The 20,114-nt window shown below is 73.1% G+C and carries 10 protein-coding genes; 3 read left to right on the forward strand and 7 right to left on the reverse strand.

The window, feature by feature from the left end; translation table 11 throughout:
* Positions 1–14: 14 nt before the first annotated feature.
* Together CcI49_RS41650 and CcI49_RS25900 are read left to right on the forward strand one after the other, a co-directional pair.
* Positions 15–1,220: an acyl-CoA dehydrogenase family protein gene (locus tag CcI49_RS41650; RefSeq protein WP_158230812.1), complete on the forward strand. Its 1,206-nt coding sequence runs from the start codon at positions 15–17 to the stop codon at positions 1,218–1,220.
* Positions 1,220–2,356 (forward strand): acyl-CoA dehydrogenase family protein, encoded by a 1,137-nt coding sequence (locus CcI49_RS25900; protein ID WP_054568722.1) that lies wholly within the window; start codon positions 1,220–1,222, stop codon positions 2,354–2,356. The genes CcI49_RS41650 and CcI49_RS25900 overlap by 1 nt, the downstream gene beginning before the upstream one ends.
* A gap of 256 nt (positions 2,357–2,612) precedes the next feature.
* Here the strand turns inward: CcI49_RS25900 and CcI49_RS25905 are convergent, their stop codons facing one another.
* The 7 genes from CcI49_RS25905 to CcI49_RS25935 all read right to left on the reverse strand — a co-directional run bounded on the left by CcI49_RS25905 (position 2,613) and on the right by CcI49_RS25935 (position 18,103).
* Entirely contained in the window at positions 2,613–6,491 is a 3,879-nt protein-coding gene (locus CcI49_RS25905; RefSeq protein ID WP_076830095.1) for a diguanylate cyclase, read from the reverse strand.
* Positions 6,492–6,810: 319 nt separating this feature from the next.
* Positions 6,811–8,682, reverse strand: a complete 1,872-nt coding sequence (locus CcI49_RS40820) for an Ig-like domain-containing protein (RefSeq protein ID WP_131831182.1) — start codon at positions 8,680–8,682, stop codon at positions 6,811–6,813.
* 190 nt (positions 8,683–8,872) lie between these two features.
* On the reverse strand, positions 8,873–9,955 hold the full coding sequence (locus CcI49_RS25915) for a hypothetical protein (protein WP_054568719.1): 1,083 nt from the start codon (positions 9,953–9,955) through the stop codon (positions 8,873–8,875).
* Positions 9,956–10,250: 295 nt separating this feature from the next.
* A complete protein-coding gene (locus CcI49_RS25920; RefSeq protein WP_083749707.1) occupies positions 10,251–11,378 on the reverse strand; it encodes a hypothetical protein in 1,128 nt (375 codons plus the stop codon).
* On the reverse strand, positions 11,375–14,947 hold the full coding sequence (locus CcI49_RS44235) for an AAA family ATPase (RefSeq protein WP_076830102.1): 3,573 nt from the start codon (positions 14,945–14,947) through the stop codon (positions 11,375–11,377). The genes CcI49_RS25920 and CcI49_RS44235 overlap by 4 nt, the downstream gene beginning before the upstream one ends.
* Positions 14,947–16,116 (reverse strand): exonuclease SbcCD subunit D, encoded by a 1,170-nt coding sequence (locus CcI49_RS25930; protein ID WP_054568717.1) that lies wholly within the window; start codon positions 16,114–16,116, stop codon positions 14,947–14,949. Before CcI49_RS25930 ends, CcI49_RS44235 begins: the two co-directional genes overlap by 1 nt.
* A 70-nt stretch (positions 16,117–16,186) precedes the next feature.
* Positions 16,187–18,103 (reverse strand): ATP-binding protein, encoded by a 1,917-nt coding sequence (locus CcI49_RS25935; protein ID WP_116437502.1) that lies wholly within the window; start codon positions 18,101–18,103, stop codon positions 16,187–16,189.
* 481 nt (positions 18,104–18,584) lie between these two features.
* Between CcI49_RS25935 and CcI49_RS25940 the strand changes: the two genes are divergently transcribed.
* Positions 18,585–20,006 carry a DUF234 domain-containing protein gene (locus CcI49_RS25940; RefSeq protein ID WP_241840241.1) on the forward strand — a complete coding sequence of 474 codons (1,422 nt, stop codon included), beginning with the start codon at positions 18,585–18,587 and terminating at the stop codon, positions 20,004–20,006.
* The last annotated feature ends 108 nt before the right edge of the window (positions 20,007–20,114 follow it).

Below are 20,114 nucleotides of genomic sequence, written 5' to 3' on the forward strand. Positions count from 1 at the left end.
GGATGGACATTCGGTTGAGCGGCGAACAGCGGATGCTGGCGGACCTGGCCGCGCGGATCGCGGCCGATCTCGCACCGGGCGGCGTCGCCGCCCTGGCGCCCACCGCACGCGGGGACGGGGACGAGGCCCGCTGGTCGACCCTGGTCGAGGCGGGTCTGGTGGCCTTGCACATTCCGGCGGAGCGCGGCGGTGCTGACGAGGGCGGTGCTGACGGGGGCTGCGCCGATGGGGGCGGTGCTGACGAGGGCGGCGGCGATGGGGGCGGTGCCGGCGGAGGCGGGGTCGTGGCGGCCGCGCTTGTCGCCGAGCGGCTGGCGGGAGATCTCGTTCCCGTGCCTTTCGTGGGCGCCGCCGTGTGGGCGCCGACCCTGCTCGCCGCGGCCGGCGACCGGGCGGCGGTACAGGCCGTGGCCGCGGGCACGCTGCGGCTCGCCCCGGTTCTGCGCACCGATCTGACCGGGCTCGCCGGTCCGGGTGAGCCCGGTGTCGCCTTTGACGCCCAGGGCGCCGACGCGGGTCTCCGGCTCGGCGCCGGCGGCTGCCTACGGGCGGTGCGGCTCGGCGAGTCGGCCGGCGGCGCCGACCTGACGAGATCGATGTGCCCGGTCCCCGCCGACGCGCCGGCAGCCAGCGGGATTCCCCCGGTCGGCGGGGCGCTCACCCGCGACGATCTGGCCCGAGCCGAGGCGGTCGTCCTCGCGGTGCTCGCCGCGGACCTGCTCGGGGTGATGGGCCGCGCGCTCGACGACGCCGTCGCCCACGTCCGCGGGCGTGCGCAGTTCGGCGTTCCGGTCGGCTCGTTCCAGGCCGTCCAGCACCTGGCCGCGCATGGCGCCGTCCTCGTCGAAGGCGCGCGCAGCTCGATGTGGCACGCCGCCTGGGCGGCCGGTGAGCTGCCCACCGCCGACGCGCTGCTCGCGGCCCGGCAGGCGAAGGCGTTCTGCGCGAGCGCCGCCCGCGAGGTCGGTGAGATCGCCATCCAGATGCTGGGTGGGATCGGCCTCACCTGGGAGCACCTGGCGCAGGTGCGGCAACGCCGCATTCTGCTTTCCCGGCGTGTTCTCGGGGATGAGAACGCCCAGTACGCAGCGATTGCCGCCACCCGGCTGGCCGGTGTCGGCGCGGGCACGGGCTCGGAATCGGCGGCGGAACCGGGAACAGAACCGGGAACAGAACCGGGAAATGAATCGCGCGCGGGAGCAGGAGCGGGAGCGGGTTGATGGACTTCTTCGACAGCCCCGCGGAGGAGACGTTCCGTACGGAGCTACGTGCCTGGCTCGCCGCCCAGCAGGTCACGCCGCTGCCATCCGATCCGGACGCGCGCATCGAGGCACTCGGGCAATGGCACCGGAAGCTGGCCGCCGCCGGATATGTCGGCCTGACCTTCCCGGTGCAGTACGGCGGACGCGGGCTCGCCCCAACCTTCGACGCGATCCTCAATGACGAGCTGGGGTTCGGCGGCTATCCACCGCCGCCCGCCATCCACCACATCACCAATGCGATCCGCCTGTTCGGGTCGGATGCGCAGAAGGCGCGGCACCTGCCGGGCATGCTTGCCTGCACGGAACGCTGGTGCCAGGGCTTCAGCGAGCCGGATGCGGGCAGCGACCTCGCGTCCGTCCGTACCCGTGCGATCCGCGGCACCGACGGCGAGGGCCGCGACGTCTACCGCGTGCACGGCCAGAAGATCTGGACCAGCGAGGCGCTGTGGTCGCAGTGGTGCCTTCTGCTGTGCCGGACCGAGCCCGACAGGCCGGCGCACCGCGGACTGTCCATGCTGCTCGTCCCGCTGGACCTGCCCGGCATCGACGTGCGTCCCATCGTCACCGCCGGCGGGGCCCGCGAGTTCGCCGAGGTCTTCTTCGACGACGTCCAGGTGCCCGCGGCCGGTCTGCTGGGCGCGCCGGGGCAGGGCTGGGCGATTGCCATGCAGCTGCTCGGCTATGAACGCGGGCCCGGGGACATCGGCTGGGTCGCCCGCCTGATGCGGATGCTCACCGTTCTCGAGGACGACATCCGTTCCGGTCGGGTGGTCACGGATGAGACCGGCCGCCGGGATGTCGCCCGCGCCTGGGTGACGCTCGAAGCGCTCCGGCTGCACGTCGCGCGGACACTTTCCGCCCGCCTCGACGGATCGCTGCCGGGCCCCGAGGGCTCAATCGACAAACTGCTCGTGACGGAGGCCGACCAGGTTCTCAACCACGTCATCATTGATCTGCGCGGAGCGGTCCCGCTGCTGGCCGAGGAATCCTGGCTCGATGCCTATTTCTGGTCGCGGGCCCAGTCGATTTTCGGCGGGACCCAGCAGATCCAGCGCTCGATCGTCGCCCAGCGTGTGCTCGGCCTGCCGAGATGAAACCGCGCGCCGGGCCGGGCGGCGGCCCGGTGGCCCGGTGCCCGGCGGCGGACGGACCAGAACTTTCGGGGTGTGTTGATCCACAGGACGGTGGTCGGAACGGCCTCCCGGTTTGCTGAACTGGTGGGCTCGCTCGCTCTTTGAGGGACGCACCGTGCCCGCACCGGCCTCCCTGCCGACCGCCGGCTGCTCCAACTGATCGGTGGTGCCGTGCCCGGAAATCCCTGACGGGCACGGCACCACCGTCGGCCGATCGTCAAAGCAACGGGAGGATCGCGATGCCGACGGTTCCGCGGGCCGTGTGCTTCGCCCGGTACATCGCGCTGTCGGCCGTTCTCAGGAGGTCACTGGGATCAGTGCCGCCGGCGTGGGTGAGGGCGACTCCGACAGTTGCGCTCAGGCCGATGAGATCGTCACCGTGGTGCACCGGGTCGGCCAGGACCTGCCGGAGGCGACGTGCCACGGCGGTGGCCTGCTCCTGGTCGGCCGCACCGAGAACCACGACGAACTCGTCACCGCCGAGCCGGTAGGCCKTGTCGCCGGGCCGGCAGGCGTGGACGAGCCGGCGGGCCACGGTGCTCAGGACGACATCCCCGGCCTCGTGGCCGAAAGCGTCATTGATCTGTTTGAAGCGGTCCAGATCGACGAACACGATCGCGGTGGTGCCCGCACCGGGCCGGAGTGCGTCCAGGAGCGCGGTCCGGTTGGGCAGGCTCGTCAGCGGGTCGTAGCGCGCCTGGCGCAGCAGCTGATCCTGCATGCTTCTGCGTGCGGTCACGTCGTGAATGGTTGTCAGCCGTCCGCCGATATCGGGGTGGGCGAACTGGTCGGAAGCACGGAGGTCGAACCAGCGGTACACCCCGTCAGCCCCCCGAAGCCGGAGATCGCGCACTGTCGTGACGTCAGTGGGCGGGCTGCGGCCGGTGTCGTCCGCCGGGGCGAGCGCGCGTCGAAGCTGGCCGATGTCGTCGGGATGCACCATGCCCCACTGCTGCCCCCGGACGGCATCGGCGTCGTAGCCGAGCAGACGGGTCACCGCGGAGCTGACGAAGGTGACGTTGGCCTGGCGGTCGGTGACGAGCACGATGTCGTGGACGTTGTGCAGCAGAGCGGACAGCCTGTCGTTCCCCCGGCGTTCCGCCTGGGCGAACAGCCGGGTCGCGAGCGCCAGCCCGAACACGGTCGCCGCCACCGAGCAGATGAGCAGCGCGTTCTGCCACGACTGGTCGGGGCGCAGCCCGGACCGCACGGCCGAGGTCGGAAGTTCCAGCATGACGTACCCCCCGTCGGCCAGGGCGGGATCACGGACGGCGAACGCGGTGGAATCCTGTTCGGTCGTCGCCGCCCTCGGCAGACGTACCGCGCCGGAAGCGGGCAGTGTGGCCAGGACCGCGGGGTCGGCGAGGCGGTGGCCGATGAGCCCGCGGTCCCAGGAGTACCTGGCCACGCCGTTGACGTCCAGTTCGGACAGCCCGCCCGTCGAGCCGAGGCCTACCGACCCCACCGCCTCGTACCCCAGTTGCTGCGGTGAGATGTCGGCCCGCATACCCATGGAGACCACCGCGATCGACACGCCGTTCCTGAGCACCGGGAACAGCGAGTAGTTCCAGTAGGCCCCGTCGACCGACTGCACCGGCAGGTTGCCGACGCGGCCACTCAGCGCGGTGGCGAACGCCGGGTCGGCGGCCCGTACCGGGTTGGGCGCGCCGGTGGGCGCTGCGTCGATGACCTGGCCGTCTCCGCTCATCAGCGCCACCGCCATGCCGTCGGACGGCGCGACGAACTGGTTCAGCACGACCTCGTTGGTGGCGGACGGGGTGAGCGTCCACGGCACGGCGGAGATGGCGGCGATCAGGTTCTTCGTGGCGCCCGACGCGTCGTTGTAGCGTGCGGAGCCCTCCGCCACCTCGGCGAGCTCGCCGAGCCGCGCCTGCATGGCTCGGCGTTCGGCCGCCCGGTCCAGACTGAGGGCGGTTCCCACCATCACGGTCAGCAGGACCGCGGCGAGGGCCAACGGCCCCCAGGTCTGCAGTCGCCAGGCGAGGCCGCCGCGCCCGCGACCGGCCTTCGCAGTCGGCTGGTGCTCTCTCTGCCGCGGCCGCGCGGCGCTGGCCGGGCGAACCTCTCCGGCGGCGGCCCCGCCGCTGGGGAGGTTCGCGGCGGTGCCCTCCTCGCCGGGCGGGACCGCTCGGGGAGCTGGCTCTACCTCACTGAGCGAGATCGGAGCCGACTGCGGTCGGCCCGGACGGGCGGGGGCGGCGCACTCCTCGATCACCCAGCGACTGCCGCCGCCGCGTTTGGCCCGGTACATGGCGTGGTCAGCCTGCCGCACCAGCTGGTCGGGGCTGACGCCGACGCGGGTCGAACCGTCCGGAACGACCGCGCCGACGCCGACGCTTGCGCTGACGCCGACGCCCAGCCGCCGATCATCGACTGTGATCGGGCGCGCGAGAAGGTCGACGACGCGAGCGGCCACGCGGATGGCCTCGGCCCGGCCGACGCCCTGGAGGAGGACGACGAACTCGTCCCCGCCAAGACGTCCGACGACGTCTTCACGTGGCGAGTTGCCGGCACGGTCACTCCTGGTGCGCACGGCGTCGACGAGCCGGTGGGCGACGACCCGCAGAACGTCGTCACCCACCTGGTGACCGTGGGTGTCATTGACCGCTTTGAACCCGTCGAGGTCGACGAACAGCAGGAAGACGGAGGCGTTGGTGGCGACTGTCGCGGCCAGAGCGCTGTCGACCGCGGCCATCACCGCGGTCCGGTTGGCCACACCGGTCAGGCCGTCGGTATGCGCCTGGTCGGTGAGACGGTCCTGGAGATCCTTGCGAGTCCCGATCTCATGGCAGGTGACCAGGACTCCGCCCACGGCGGGATCGTCGCGCAGATCGGCGGCCTCGACGTCGAAGCAGAGCCATCCGGTGGGGCCGATCGCGGGGGAACCCCGCGCGTCGCGCAGGAGCCTGACATCAAGCTCCGGCGGCAACCGCGGGTTGTCGATCAGAGCCCGGACGCGTGGCACGTCCTCGGGGTGGACGAGGTCCGTCAACGGCTGGCCGAGATCGGCCTGCGGAGTGCGGCCGAGCAGGTGGCGGCCGGCCGCGCCGACGAAGGTCAGCCGGTGGCTGTCGGGCTCGGCGACCAGGACGAGATCGAGCGTGCCGGACAGCAGCGCGTCGGTGCGCGCCCGGCGGCGTCGCGCCGCATGGGTCCAGAGCACCCCGAAGAGCGCCAGAGATATCAGGCAGGCGGCGTACACCGTGGCGAGGGTGATGTGACGTTCTCGCTGATGTTCACGCAGGTCGGCGTAGAGGTCGGCCTCGCGGCGCTCCAACAGGAGGTGGTAGCCCGTGCTGGGGACCAGGTGCGCGAAATGGACGACCCGGTCGTCGCCGTGACCTGTCGTCCACTCGCTGGTGGTGTCCGCCGCGATCCTGGCCAGGTCGGCCGGGGCTGTTACCCGCGTCCCGATCAGATCCGGATCCCAGGCGTTCACCACGACTCCGACGCGGTCGATCTTGTAGGTGCCCTCGTCGGCGACGGTCTGGGCGAAGGCCTGGAACTGGGAGTTGTCGTTCGCCGTCACCAGGACCGCCCATGGCCGCGCCCCACCGACCGGCGCCGCCGTGGCGACCAGCTTCCTGCCGGCCAGGTCGAACAGGTTCGACGCGGCTGCTCTGCCTGCCAGCGCCGAGTCCCAGGCATCCCCCAGGTCGGTGACGGTCGGTGACGGCTGCGCCGGGTCGAGGCTGGTGATGACCGATCCGTCCGGTGTGTACAGCGCGACGGCCTGGTTCGGGACCAACGCCGGCGAGTTCGTGAACAGTCGCAGGAGCTGCCTGTTGAGCGCCGGGTCGTCATGCGCGAACGGAGTGACGGCCACCTGGTCCGCGAGCAGCTGCGGATTCTCGAGCAGGTTGGACATGTTCGCGAACTGGCCGACCAGGCGCTCCCGGTCGGCCAGCCGCTCGGCCTCCTCGGCCGCCAGCCGGACCCGACCCAGCACGACCATGGCGATGCCCTGCCCGGCGAGAAGGCACAGCACGCCCAGCAGCAGCAGCCGGACGTGTCGGCCCTGAGCGCGCGGGCCCAGTGGGCGGACCCTGCCAGCCGACGGTCCGCGGCCGGTCATGTGGGTCCGCGTCGCCGGCGCGGGAACCCCCGCCCGCGGTGTCCCGGAGCGCGCGCCACCCTGGGAGCCTTCCCGGATTCGGCCGACAGGATGCACCAGCGTCGAACCCGCTGCTCCAGGAGGTGCCTCTGGTGTGAAGGTGCCTCTGGTGTGAAATGCCGCCTGTCCGGGCTTACACCGGGTGCTGACGACGAATGTCGGGCCGAAGTCGCCCACGGTCGCCTTCACACAGCGGGATGGGTCGGACGGCGCCGCCGGTCGGGCGGCGCCGTCCATTCAGGGATGTCGCCCGATCAGCGACGTCCTGCGTTCACTCGCGTTACCTGCACTGGCCGGAGCGCGGGCCGCCGGCGGTGTTCCCGACCTGCTGCAACGTCGGTTCGTTGCCGCTGCAGCTGAGCGGGCCGGAGATCTGGTTGTAGCTGAATCCGGGCACGATGTCGCCCGGCAGCGGGCCGCTGCCGCTGTTGTCGGTGATCTTCGCCGGGCCGCCGACGGTGTTGCCCGAGGCCTCCAGGCCGCCGGAGTTCCCGGTCAGGGTCAGCGGCCCGCTGACGGTGTTACCGGCGCAGGCGACGGCGCCGACGAGCACGAAGCCACTGCTGTTCCTGATCGTCACCGGGCCGCTGATCGTCGTCTGGCAGATGGAGACGGCGACCGCGCCGTCCGCGGTCACCGGCCCGGCGAGAGTGGCGCCGGAGAGGGCCAGCGCGCCGCCGGCCTTCACGGTCACCGGCCCGTTCTGCCGGCCGCCGGGGCCGAAGCACAGGGCCTGGCCGGCCGCGACCGTCAGCGGGCCGTTGCGCGTCGTGGTGACGCACGGCTGGCTGAATCCGACGGTGACAGCCGTCGGAGCCGAGGTGACACTCCCCGAGTGGGCCTCGTCGCCGCTGTAGTTGACGATGATCGGGTGCGTGCCGGGCTGCAGCCCGCGCAGGCTGACGCCGGCGGTCCCGTCGACCAGCGTCGCCGTCGCGAGAGCGACGTCCCCGTCCAGGAAGGTGACGGTTCCGGTGGGAGTGCCGGCGTCCGCCGGTGTCGGCGCCACGGTGGCGGTCAGGTCCACGGCCTGCCCGAACAGCGGCGTGGACGTGCTGGCGCCGAGTGAGACCGACGACCCGTAGCGGAACGAGACGGTGGCGTGCCCGCCTCCGTGGTTGACACCGGACACGAGGGAGACGTCCGTCAGCGTCGGCGCGGCATAGCCGCTGCCACCGCCGCCGCCCGCGCCGTAGTAGTTGCCCGGGTTGCCGCCGCCGGAGCCGCCACCGCCGCCGCGGTAGCCGCCACCGCCGCCGCCACCGCCGTTGCCTCCCCCGCCGCCGTTTCCGCCGGGGCCGCCGCTGCCCGGGTTGACCTGACTGGTGACCGGGTCGAGGTCGCCGCCCGCGATGCCCGGGCCGCCGATGACGGTGTTCGGGCTACCGGCGCCGTGCGCGGTCTGGGTGGCGCCTTTGCCGGCCAGCCCGGAGCCTGCGGGGCCGCCGCCCTCGCCGCCGTCAGCGCCGGCCAGGCCGCCGCCGTCACCGCCGTGCAGCAGGGGGCCGCCGTTGCCGGCGCCACCCCCGCCGCCGGCCACCATGATGCGGTCGTTCGGGCCGAAGGCACCGACACGCACATCCGAGCCGCCGCCGCCGGCCCCGCCACCGCCGTGGGCGCCGCCACCGCCCCTTCCGTGCCCGATCCCGCCGTCGCGGGCGAACTCGCCGCGCCGGGACGATCCGGGCACACCAGCCGCGCCGACCGTGATCTGCAGAACCTGCCCCGGGCTCACGGCCACGGTCGCCCGGGTCTGCCCACCGAGGCCGCCCGGAGCCCCGGCGTTCACCGGGTTCGGGGTGACATACCCGGCCGCGCTTCCGCCCTCGGCGCCGTACAGGTCGATGGTCACGCTGGTGACGCCGTCGGGAACGGTGAACGTGTCGGTGCCGGCGGTGGTGTAGACGCAGGACGGCGCCGGCGCCGCCGTGAGAGCACCCGCCGTGCCGCAGGCGGCAAGGCCGCCGCCGGTCTCGGCCGCCGAGGCGGCGGTAAGGGGAAATACGAGTGGAACCGCTGCGGCCGCCGCGACGACACCGACCAGAGCACCGGCCGTCCCGGTGATTCGGCGTCTGCGAACGAGTGAGCCTTTTCCATCGTCGGTTCGGGCCTGTGACCTCGGCCCGACCACCGCGAGATGGAAAAGGCTCAATGGACCACGCTTCAAGGAAGTGCACCGCCTTTTCGGGCCCGGGCGCTGTCGCCCGGGCCCGTGATAACCGCAGATAACAAAGGGACTAACAGTGGGCCTTTTCCATCGCATGACCCACGGCCGGGAACGGCCGAAGGCCCGAGTCGACGATGGAAAAGGCCCACACCGGGTCAGGGGGTCGTAGCAGAGGTCAGACGCCGTCGTCGGCGCACAGCGCCCAGGCCTCGGTATAGGTGTTCGGCGAGCTCGTGCCGCCGGTGTGGCTGTAGGCCGTCCAGTAGGACGCGGTGGTGGTGCCGTCGGCGACGGCCGTCCCGCCGGAGTTGCTCGGGTAGCTGCCGTTGAGGTGCGTCCCCTGCGAGCCGGGCCCGGTGAAGGCTGTGGTCGTGACGCTGCCGCCGCTGACGGCGGCGCCACCGCTGATCAGCTTGCCGTCCTGGCCGCCGCAGCCGACGGTGGCGGTCTGCCCGGAGGTCGCGGACGTCGGACCGCTCACCTCGGTGTACCGGACGGTCACGGTGACGCCGCTGACGTTGATCGAGTTACCGCTGCAGATCGCGTAGGCGTAGGTCGTGTTGCCGCTGTTGCCGCCGCCGCCGTTCCACCCGACCGCCGACCAGGCGTTCGGGTTGGTCTCTCCGTTGCCTGCCGCGATCTGGCCATAGCTGTGGGTGGAGTCGTTGAAGGTCGGGAAGCTGGCGATCGGCTTGAGGCTGCCGATGCTCGCCGGTGTGGTACGCGCGCCTCCCCCGAGCAGGACCGTGTTCGTCGGGCAGACCGCTGTCACCAGGCCCACCGTCGACGCGCTCGCCGGGCCGGCGACCTTGTTCATGACCACCTGGGTGTGATTGATCAGGTTGCTGGTCACGCACATCGCGTAGGGCGTGCTGGAGAACGCGGCGTCGGCCGCGCCACCCGCCCCGCCGATACCGAGCCAGTAAGCGATGTCGGTCCCGACGACGCCGGTCGTGCCGGTGTACTCGGTGCTGCCGTCGGGGCTCGGCGAGGTGCCGTTGACGTGGTTGCCGTTCGACACCGTGCCGGTGCCGATGGCCTGGTTGATACCGCCGCCGAAGGCCAGGCCGCTTGCACAGTCCGCATGGGTGGAGATCTCGGTGAAGGGGGTCCCGGGGCCGCTGGTCGCCCCTGGTGTCTTCACGGTGACGCCGACGGTGTTGGCATGTGCCGCACCGGGAAACGCCACGGCCAGTGCCACACCGAGGGCCAGCGTGCAGCTGACCCTGCGTGCGGGCATGCCAAAGAGCCTTGTCATCGGTTTCCCCCTCGTGACCTTCGCTTCGGTGCACGAGCGAGCGACCGTGCCCGTCCCCACCGGCGAATGACGTCTGTGTGAAACGCAGGATGTGCGACGCTGCACTACATCCGCTGATGCGGAGCAATTGATGACTATAGACCGCACCTACGGAACTTGTGGCAGATTGCTACGACTCACCTGTAGGAGCTGACACGACGAACCGCTGCTCCGGGCAGGTGGCCTCGGTCGCACGATGCCGATGGCGGACGTCAGCAGCCTCGCGAGATCACTCTCGGTGATGTTGCGGGGTCGGTCAGGCGGTGGCGCCGCGGCGCAGGGAGCGGTACAGCAGCTGGGCGTCGCCGAGGCGGCGGCGTAGCGTTCGTTCCAGGCCGGCGATGGGGTAGAGGTTCTGCGGGGCGCGGGCGTCCTTGAACTCCTGGGACGCGAACCGGGGCAGCGTGGCCTGGCTCAGGTCCGCGAGCTCGACGGCATGTTCGACGGACGTGCCGGAACCGCACTCGACCCGCACGATGCCCGCCCAGGGCGCGCCGGGGCGGCAGGGCAGGCGCAGGTACCAGCTCGGGCGATCCCAGCTGCGCCCCACCGTGAACACCGGGGTGCGTTYCCCCGGTCCCAGCCGCCCGACGACGGCCAGCGGCGGGCCTTCCAGGTAGGACGAGTGATGGGTCTTGACGAAGCCCAGCGTGCGGGGGAGTGCGCCGGCATGCAGGGGGCCGTCGACGACCAGCAGCGCGTCCGTGAAAGCTCCGTCGGCCCCGTGGGCTTCGGTGGCCTGGAACGGGTGGTGGGCCCGCAGGTCGCGGTGGGCGCCCAGGGCGGTGGTCATCTCCAGTCCGCGCAGCTCCCGCTGGAGGGCGAGGTTCAGGTCGTCCGGGCCGGCGCCGTCCGTCTGATGCAGGTGGTAGGTGCCCTCGGCGGTCCTGACGTCGCCGGCCTGGCGGGCCGACGTGAATAGGCCGCGGCGCACATGCGCGGCCAGCAGGTGGGCACCGGCGCCGCAGCAGCAGACGACACCGCCCGCGTAGGAGGCGCAGATGGCCGGTGCGGCGATGTTGGCCGCGGCGATGTTGGCCGCGGGGGCGCCGGCCGCGGGGGCGCCGGCCGGCTCGGTCTCGTGGATCCAGGCCCGGGCCTCGACACGGCGCACACCGTCGACGAACAGCACCGCGGACGGCGGCGTCACAGCGAGACCGCGGGCCGCCGGGGTGGGGACCGGTCGCCAGGCGGGCACCGGCACCTCCACGCCGGCGTTGGCCGGCGTCTTCGACTCCTTCAGGCCGTCGTCGGCGACGGAGGTGCCGTAGCTCGGGTCCCAGGCGTCGACACTGAACCGCATCCCGCCCACGCCGGCTCGCGGGGCCGGCACCGCGGACACGGTCGTTGCGGCGGTGGTCCGCCGGTGGCTGTCATCGCTCACGTGGACTCCCTCCGGATGGTGGAGGTGCGCTGGTCACGGGTGACGGCGAAGCGTACCGGCACCCGTTCGGCGAGAGCGCCGACGTGGGTGACGATGCCGACCATCCGGCCGCGGCCGGCGCTGGTCCCGCCGCTGGCGAGGTTCTCCAGCGCGGTCGCGACGACGTCCAGGGTGGAGTCGTCGAGGGTGCCGAAGCCCTCGTCGAGGAAGATCGAGTCGAGCCGGGCGGCGCCGGCCGCCGCCATCGTCGTCAGCTGCGCCGACAGGGCCAGGGCCAGGGCGAGGCTCGCCTGGAACGTCTCCCCACCCGACAGGGTCCGTACCAGGCGGCGCGAGTCGGCGTCGGCGTGGTCGACGACGAGGAACTCGCCCTGTTCGTGGGTCAGCTCGAACTGGCCGCCGGACAGCTCGGCGAGGGTGACCGACGCGTCGGAGACCAATGTGTCCAGCGCCGCGGCGACCAGCCATCGCTGGAACCGGTTCGAGCGCAGCAGAAGATCGAGCTGGTGTGCGACCTGCTCCTCCTCCCGCGCGCGGGCCAGGTCGGCACGCAGCGCGGCGGCCTTGGCACGTCGCTCGGTGACCCGACGAAGCTCGGCTTTCGCCTGTTCCAACGCGGACGACGTCGCCTGGGCCGCGGCATCTCCGACGGACCGCCCGCCTGGCCTGGGCCGTGGCACGGCGTCGGAGACGATCCCGCCGCGTGGCTGCCGCTGCGGCGGCGGGCTGTCCTGCCTCGGCAGCGGGATGCCGTGCGCGACGAGGACCTCGGTCAGCGCTCGCGTCACCGCCTGCCCGGCCTGCTCGGCCTGGCTGACCTGTGCGCGCAGGCCGGGCAGCTCGCGCTCGCGCGCCGACGACTCGGCTGCCGTCCAGCTGGTGAGCGTCGTCCAGCCGGCGAGCAGATCCTGGCCGTCGACCGTGGGCGCGCCGAGCGCGACGACGGTGTCCCTGGCGCGGGCGAGCACGGTCTGGGCGTCGCCGCGGGCCCGCTGCGCGGCGCGCAGGCCGGCCTCGGCGGCATCGGCGTCCGCCCGGGCGGCGCGCAGGCCCTGGTCCGCTTCCGTGACCGCCCGGTCGAGCTGGTCGAGCTCGGCGAGCGCCGCCGTCACCTCATCGGCGGGAGGGGCACCGGCGAGCGTCGCACGCAGCTCGGCGACCTGGCGTTCGGTGGATGCCAGGCCGACCGCCGCGTCACGCTCGGCACCGACCGCCGCGAGCTGGTCGGCTTCCGCCTGCCCGGCGGCCGCGTCGGCGTGGTCGTATGCGCGCCGGGCGTCGTCGCGGGCGGCGCGGGCCGCGGTCTCCTCGACGGCGGCGGCGGTCAGCCGCGCTTCCCGCCCGGTTGCCTGGTCCTCGGCCCAGGCGACCAGCCGCGCCCAGCTTCCGGCCAGGTCCGATCCGCTCCCGCCCCCGCCATCGCCCCCGCCATCGCCATCGCCATCGCCATCGCCATCGCCGTTGCCACCGGCACCGATACCGGGCCCGGGTCCGGTATCCGCGGGCTCGTCGGTGAGGACCGGAGCGCCGAGCACGACCAGCGGGTCGCGGGCGGATGTCAGTGCGGCGCGAGCCTGTGTCTCCGCCGCGGCGAGCTGGGTCACCACCTGACCGGCCTGGTCCGCCGCGCGGCGCGCCGCGGCAAGCTCCTGCCCGGTCCGGGCTACCTCCTGCTCGCGGTGGGCGATCTCGGTGAGTCCCGCGTCGACGCCGGCGGAGTCCGGGGCGTCGGCGAGGGCAGCCCGCAGGTCGTTGACGCGTGCGCCCAGCTGGTGTGCCTGCAGGCCGGCGGCGAGCTCGGTGCGGTCGGCCTCGGTCGCGCGCTCGTTCGCGAGGTCGAGGGCCGCGGTGGCGTCATCCAGCGCCGCCTGCGCCATCGCGAGGGCCGCGGGCGCCCCCGGCTGGCCGTCGCCTGCGGGCTGGCCGTCGCCCGTGGCCTGGGGGCCGGCCGGCTGCCGGCTGCCGGCCGTGGGCAGGGTGACGACGGTCTGCTCGCACACCGGGCACGGTTCGCCCGCGACGAGGTGCGAGCGCAGCGCACCCGCCAGATCAGCGGTTCGCGCGTGTTCCAGCGCCCGCGCGGCCTCGTCGCGGAGCTGTCGAGCGATCTCGACGGCGGCGACCGCGGTGTCCCGGTCGGCACGGGCCGCGGTGTGGACGGATTCGGCTTCGGCGCGGGCGACGAGCTGGCGGGCGAGATCGTCGTGGTCGGCGCGGGCGCGTTGCAGCATGGTGCGGTCGGGGGTGGCGGCGAGCGCGGTGCGGGCGTCGTCGTCGGCCCGTTCGGCGTCGTGGCGGCGCTCGGCGGCGCGGTCGGCGTCGTGCCGGGCGGCACGCAGCTTCCCGGCCAGCTCGACCACGCCCGCCGGGGTGCGCACGGCGGCGAGCAGCTCACGTTCGGCTCGCAGCCGGGCGACCTCGTCAGCCAGTGCCTGGGAGGTCCGTTCCGCGGCGTCCCGCGCCGCGGCGGCGGCCTCACGGGCGCTTCGGGCGCCGGCAACGGCCTGCGCCACCCGGGTCAGCTCGTCCCGCGCGGCGACGTGCGCGGCCCGGGCCCGAGGGAGATCGGTGAGGGCGGTCGCCAGGCCGTCGTGGTGGCGGCGGGCCTGCTCCAGGGGAACGCGGTCGGGCGCGGCGGCGACCGCGGCGCGGGCGGCGGTGTCGGTCCGCTCGGCCTCCTGCCGGGCTTGGGTCGCGTCGCCGGCCGCTGCGACGGCCCGCGCCAGCCGGGCCGTCAGCTCGACGACGTCCCCCGGCGCCCGGATCGCGGCGAGCAGGTCGCGCTCACGTTCGACCCGGCCCAGCTCGGCGGTGGCGTCCGCGGCGACGTTCGCGTGGGTGGCGAGCTCGGCTCGGGCCCGGTCCACCTCGCCGGTCAGGGCGGTCAGCGCGTCCACCCGGCTGCCGGCGGCGAGCTCGGCGTCCTCGGTGGCGTCCTGGTAGCCGGCGAGCTGCTCGTCGAGCACCGCGGCCCGCTGCCGGCGGTCACCGGCGCGGCCGGCGGCCGCCGTCCGGACCTCGTCGTAGACGCCGAGACCGAGCAGCCTGGTCAGGATCCGCTGCCGGTCAGCGGGCTTGGCGTGCAGGAACTCGGCGAAGTCGCCCTGCGGGAGCACCACGCAGGAGCAGAAGTGCTCGAAGCCGAGCCCGAGCAGGGCCTCGACGGCCCCGGTCACCTCGGAGTCGGCCGCGACGACCTCGGTCGCCTCGCCGGCCGCGCCGAGCCCGCCCGGGTCGAGCAGCTTCTCCAGCCGCGCGCCGCGGACGGAGACGGAGCCGCTGGCGGACCTGCGCAGCTCCCGGGCCACCACATACCGGGCACCGGCGGCGTCGAAGACCAGCCGGACGGTGCCGCGTACCGCCGTCGGGGCGAGGGCCAGTGACACCAGCCGGCGGTCGTTCCACCGTGGCACCGAGCCGTACAGCGCGAACGTCATCGCGTCGATGACCGTGGACTTCCCCGACCCGGTCGGCCCGACCAGCGCGAAGTAGTCGACCTCGGTGAAATCCACCGTCGCCGGGTCGCGGAACGAACCGAACCCGGCGATCTCCAGCAGTACGGGACGCATCAGCCCTGCCCTCCGACGATCTCGTCGTGCAGGGCGGCGAACAGCGCCTCGACCCGCTCGTCCGCGACGCCCTGGGCGCTGAGGTACTCACCGAACAGCTCGGCCGGCCCGCGCTGCCCGCCGTTGGACGGGCGGCTGGGCCGGTCCCCGTCCACCGGCCGCGCGAACTCCGGGTCGATGCGGACCTCGAGCGCGTTCGGCAGCAGCTCCTGCACCTCGTCCCGCAGCCCGGCCCGGGCCGGCTCGCGCACCAGCACCCGCAGCAGCGCGTCGCCGTACTCGACGGCCTGGTCGCCGAGCTCCGCGACCGTGCCGCGCACCGTTCGCAGCCGGCGCCCGGCCGCGATCGGGACGTCGATCCCGCGGGCGGGGATCCCCGGTGCCGCCTCGACGACCCGCACCACGGGGGTGTTCTCCTCCTCGCCGAAGTCGAGGGCGAGCGGTGAGCCGCAGTACTCGACGGGGCAGGGCGCCGGCAGCGTCTGCCGGCGGTGCAGGTGCCCGAGGGCCACATAGTGCGCGTCGGCGGGGAACGCGGTCGCCGGCACGAAGTAGTCGAAGATCGACTGCGCGAGCCGTTCGCCGCCCCCGAACCTCCCGCCGACGACGGTGAGGTGCGCGAGCACCACGTTGACGGCGTCGTCGGCGAAGCCCGCGGCGAGGCTGGCGAGCAGGTCCCGCACCGCCTGGTCGTAGCGGCCCGTCTGCTCGGCCGGGGTCTGCGTCACCAGCTCGACGGCCCGGACGGCGTACCGCTGGGACAGGAACGGCAGCACCGCCACCCGTACCGGCTCGCCGCTGCCGCGGGCCACAAAGGAGATCACCCCGCCCTTGTCCGCCCGGCGCGGGGTGCCGACGAAGGTGATCCCCGCCGCCGCCATCAGCGGGCGGTACGCCTCGAAGGACCTGGCATGGTCGTGGTTCCCAGCGATGACGATCACCTCGGCTCCGGTGCCACGCAGCCCGAGCAGCGCCTGGATCGCGAGTTTCTGTGCCTCGGCCGACGGCGCGGCCGACTCGTAGACGTCGCCGGCGACCAGCACGGCGTCGACCTCGTGGGCGCGGGCGATCCCGACGATCTCGCGCAGGACCGCCTCATGGTCGTCGAGCCGGCTGCGGCCCTTGAGCGACTTCCCGATATGCCAGTCGGATGTGTGCAGGAACCTCATGGCAGCGGTCCTTCTCGGCGGGACGGGCGTGGCCGGGCGGGTCAGATCGGCAGCGGGTCAGAAAGGCAGGTCAGAACGGCAGGGGGTCGTCGGGGTCGGGCAGCAGGTTCCACGGGTCCGGCCGGGCCGGCGTGCCCGGCCCGGCGGAGCCGCCCGGTTCCGCGGAACCGTTCGCTCCCGCCCCGCCGTGCGTCCCTCCCGGGCCGCTCGTCGTGGCCGGCGCTGCCGGCCCGGTGCCGTCGGTCTCCGACGGTCGGGTCGCCCAGGCGGGGAACGGGAACGAGACCGCGAGCGGGACGGGGATCTCGGGCTGCGAGACGAACATCGTGCCCGGCTTGGCCAGGGTCGCCCGGGAGCGCTGCGCCGGTGGCAGGAAGCCGTACTCGGGCCGGCCGGCCTCGGCCGTGTCCAGCCGGCCGACGATCTTGATGGAGCTGTTGGCGATGATGCGCCGCTCCACCTCGCTCGCGGTCTGCTGTGCGCCGATCAGGATGATGCCCAGCGACCGGCCGCGCTCGGCGATGTCGAGCAGGACGTCCTTGATCGGGCTGGCGCCCTCGCGCGGGGCGTACTTGTTCAGCTCGTCGAGCATGGTGAACAGCAGCCCGCCCGGCCCGGCCTCCTCCTTGCGCCGGGTCTCGTCGGCGAGAACCACTCCGACCACGAACCGTTGCGCCCGCTCCGGCAGGTTGTGCAGGTCCACGACCGTGACCTGCTGGCCGGTGGTGCTCACCCGGCGGCCGGGGCTGTCGGGCAGATCGGCCCTGATCAGCCCGCGCAGCGCCCGCAGCGACGAGCGCAGCCGGCGGACGAACGCGTTGACCGTGCCGGTGCCCGTCGCCGGCCCCGCCCACACCGCGCGGGTGGCGTCGTCGTTGACCCGGTCGATGACGAAGTCGACGAGGTCGTCGTACGTCCGCAGGGTCCGGCCCTCGACCGTGATCGCACCGTCCGCGCCGAAGGGCCGCGCGTCGAGCCGCAGCCGGTTCGTCACCTGGTGCACGACGATCGTGTACTGGTTGCGGTCGTCCTCCGCGTCGGCGAACACGTACGGCAGCAGCTCGTCGGCGCAGAACTCGCGCAGCGTCCACCAGAACGCCTGCACACCGGACGTCCGGGCGGTGACATGCGGCCGGCCACCGGTGTCACCGGGCAGCGGTGGGGCGAAGAAACCGGCGGAGGCGAACGGCTCGGCCGGCAGCCCCAGCTGCGCGTAGACGGCCCGGACGTTCTCGTCGATGCGGCTGTTGGGGTGGTCCAGGAACAGCAGGTCCTCACCCTTTACCGAGAAGATCAGCGCCTTGGCGTTCACCGCCTCCCGGCCGAGCACGCCGCTGCGGAACACGGAGTAGAGCAGGAACAGCGCGAAGCTGGTCTTCGTCGCGACCCCGGAAATGCCGCTGATCGACACGTGCGCGCCGCGGGTGCCGTTGAGGAACTCCAGGTTGACGTAGATCGGAGTGCCGTCCCGGCCGAGCCCGACCGGGATCGGGCGGTCCATCTGGTCGAAGTACAGCGCCGTCGCCCGCTCGTCACCGGTCGCCCGCCGGACCAGCTCACCGGGCCGCGGCGGCACGAAGATCTCCGGCTCGACCCGGGTGGTGGTGACCTCGGCGATCTCCTGCACCTGCGCGGGCAGTACCCCGTCGGCGATGAGGAAGACGTCCGAGTCGAACGACGCGCCCTCGTGCCGCGCCTCCACCTGGGTGACCACCCCGGCCGTCATCACCGGCCCGACCCCCGGCACCTGGCGCACCGTGACGACCACATCGTCGAGCTGCAGGTAGTTCCCCTCGGCCAGCGCGACGTGGAACAGCAGCGGTGTGGCCTGCTCGGTTCCCATCACCCGCCCGACAACCCCGCTGACCTGCTGCCCGGGGCCGGAGACCGCCCCGTTCGGAACGCCGGGCGCGTCCGGTACGGCCCCGCCCGGCCAGGCGCCGTTCGGTGCCGCGCCGCCAGGCCCACCGGCCTCCGTCACCGTCACCGAAACGCCACCTCCCCGCACACCCGATCACCGTGGGCTGCCGGCAGCCGCCCCACCGGACCGATGGTGCTGCTGGCGGCGCACAGCGCCTACATTCGGTGGATCGTATGCCGCACCCGGCGAAGCAGCCGGACCGCGCGGGCCCGCGCCTGTCGGATCTTGCCGCTGCTACCGCGCAGGACCTGATGAGGATGTTGGTTGTTCCGGCGATCGCAATCCTCAGATCCTGTCCGGCAGCAGCGGCGGCAACAGCGGTAGATCGCTGCGGCAGGTCGAGGAGTGAAGGATCGCGGTCGTCCGGACGACCGCGATCCTCCGCTCTTGCCTGCGGGCAACGCCAGTCGCGGCGGCGCCCGGCCGGAGCCGCGACTCGAGGAGTCGTCGCCGCGCGGCCACCGCGGCCCTCGTCAACGCCGGCCGGCGTTACTAACATCAGTGTCGGTAACATCAGTGTCGGTAACATCGATGTTAGTCTTGTCGTGTGCGTGAGGACTTCGTGGGGCGGGGCGAGGAACTGTCGCGGCTGGGTGCCCACCTCGAGGCGGTGCGTGGCGGCCGGGGCCGGCTGGTCAGCGTGCGAGGGCGCCGGCAGGCCGGCAAGTCCAGGCTGATCGGTGAGTTCGTCCGCCGGTCCGGTCTTCCGCAGCTGTTCGCGACCGGTTCGCGCCAGGCCACCCTCCAACGCGATCTCGACGGGTTCGTCGAGGACGCACGCCTGGACTGCACGCTGCCCGGTGCCGACGGGCTGACGGCGGGCGGGTTCACCAGCTGGGAGCAGGCGCTGCGCGCCGTTCACGCGGCCCTCCCCGCGGCCGGGCCGTCCATCATCGTGATCGACGAGTTTCCATGGCTGCTGGAACGTGACCCGGGAATCGACGGCACACTGCAGAAGCTGTGGGACAGGCTTTTCGAGGCCCGCCCCGTCCTGTTCGTCATCATCGGCAGCGACCTGGCCGTGATGGAGATGCTCACCGGCCATGACCGGCCGCTGTTCGGGCGGGCGCGGGAAATGGTCGTGGAACCGTTCTCCGTCGGCGACACCGCCCGGATGCTCGAGCTCGACGGTGACGGCACCCGTGCCGCGGAGGCGTTCGACGCCCAGCTCATCACCGGCGGCTATCCCCGGCTGCTGCTGGAATGGCGACGACTCGGTGGCCTCTCCGCCTTTCTCACCGAACAGCTTTCGGATGACAACTCCGAGCTCCTCGTCACCGGGCAGCGGATCCTCGACGCGGAGTTCCCCCGTGATCTGCAGGCGAGTGGCGTGCTGCGGGCCATCGGTGCCGGGGAGCGAGCCTTCTCCGCGATCGCGTCCCGGGCCGGCGTGGCGTCGACACCACTCACCCGCTCGCTGGACCTGTTGGCCGTCAAGAAGGTGATCGCGGTCGACCGCCCGTTGGCGGCTCGGGCCGGGACAGCATCCCGCTACCGCGTTGCCGATCCCTACCTCCGGTTCTGGCTGCGCTTCCTGGAAAGCGCGGTGGTCGACATCCAGCGCGGCCGGCCGGACCTGGCGCAGGCCAGGGTGGCCGGCGGCTGGGCGGCCTACTGCGGCCGGGCCGTCGAGCCGCTGGTCCGCCAGGCACTCACCCGACTCGCCATCGATGATCCTGTGCTTGGCGGCGCCGACTCCGTGGGCGGCTGGTGGCCGCGCAGCCAGATTCCCGAGGTGGATCTGGTCGGTGTTCGGCCGCATGGAGCGGCGAACGAGGTGACCTTCGTCGGCTCGATCAAATGGCGGGACAGTGAGCCGTTCGGCCAGGCCGACCTCGACCACCTGTTGCGGGACCGGGTCAGCGTTCCCGGTGGCGACACCGCGCCCCCGATCGCCGTCACCCGGACGACCACCCAGGTACCGGGCCTGCCGAGCTATGACCCGGCCCGCCTCCTGCAGGCCTGGTAGGCCCGCCTCCCGCAGGCCTGGTGGCCCGGCGTCCTGCGGATGCCCGGCGCGACAGCGCCCAGCCGCCCATCCTGCCGGCCTTCTGACCTGCAGCTCGGGGCTGCCATT

It is taken from the genome of Frankia sp. CcI49, from assembly GCF_001983215.1.
GTDB lineage: Bacteria > Actinomycetota > Actinomycetes > Frankiales > Frankiaceae > Parafrankia > Parafrankia irregularis.

Excerpts from the sequence above, each read along its gene's own strand:
- CcI49_RS25900 (WP_054568722.1), top strand. The coding sequence starts at position 1,220 with ATGGACTTCTTCGACAGCCCCGCGGAGGAGACGTTCCGTACGGAGCTA.
- CcI49_RS25915 (WP_054568719.1), bottom strand. The coding sequence starts at position 9,955 with ATGACAAGGCTCTTTGGCATGCCCGCACGCAGGGTCAGCTGCACGCTG.
- CcI49_RS44235 (WP_076830102.1), bottom strand. The coding sequence starts at position 14,947 with ATGCGTCCCGTACTGCTGGAGATCGCCGGGTTCGGTTCGTTCCGCGAC.
- CcI49_RS25930 (WP_054568717.1), bottom strand. The coding sequence starts at position 16,116 with ATGAGGTTCCTGCACACATCCGACTGGCATATCGGGAAGTCGCTCAAG.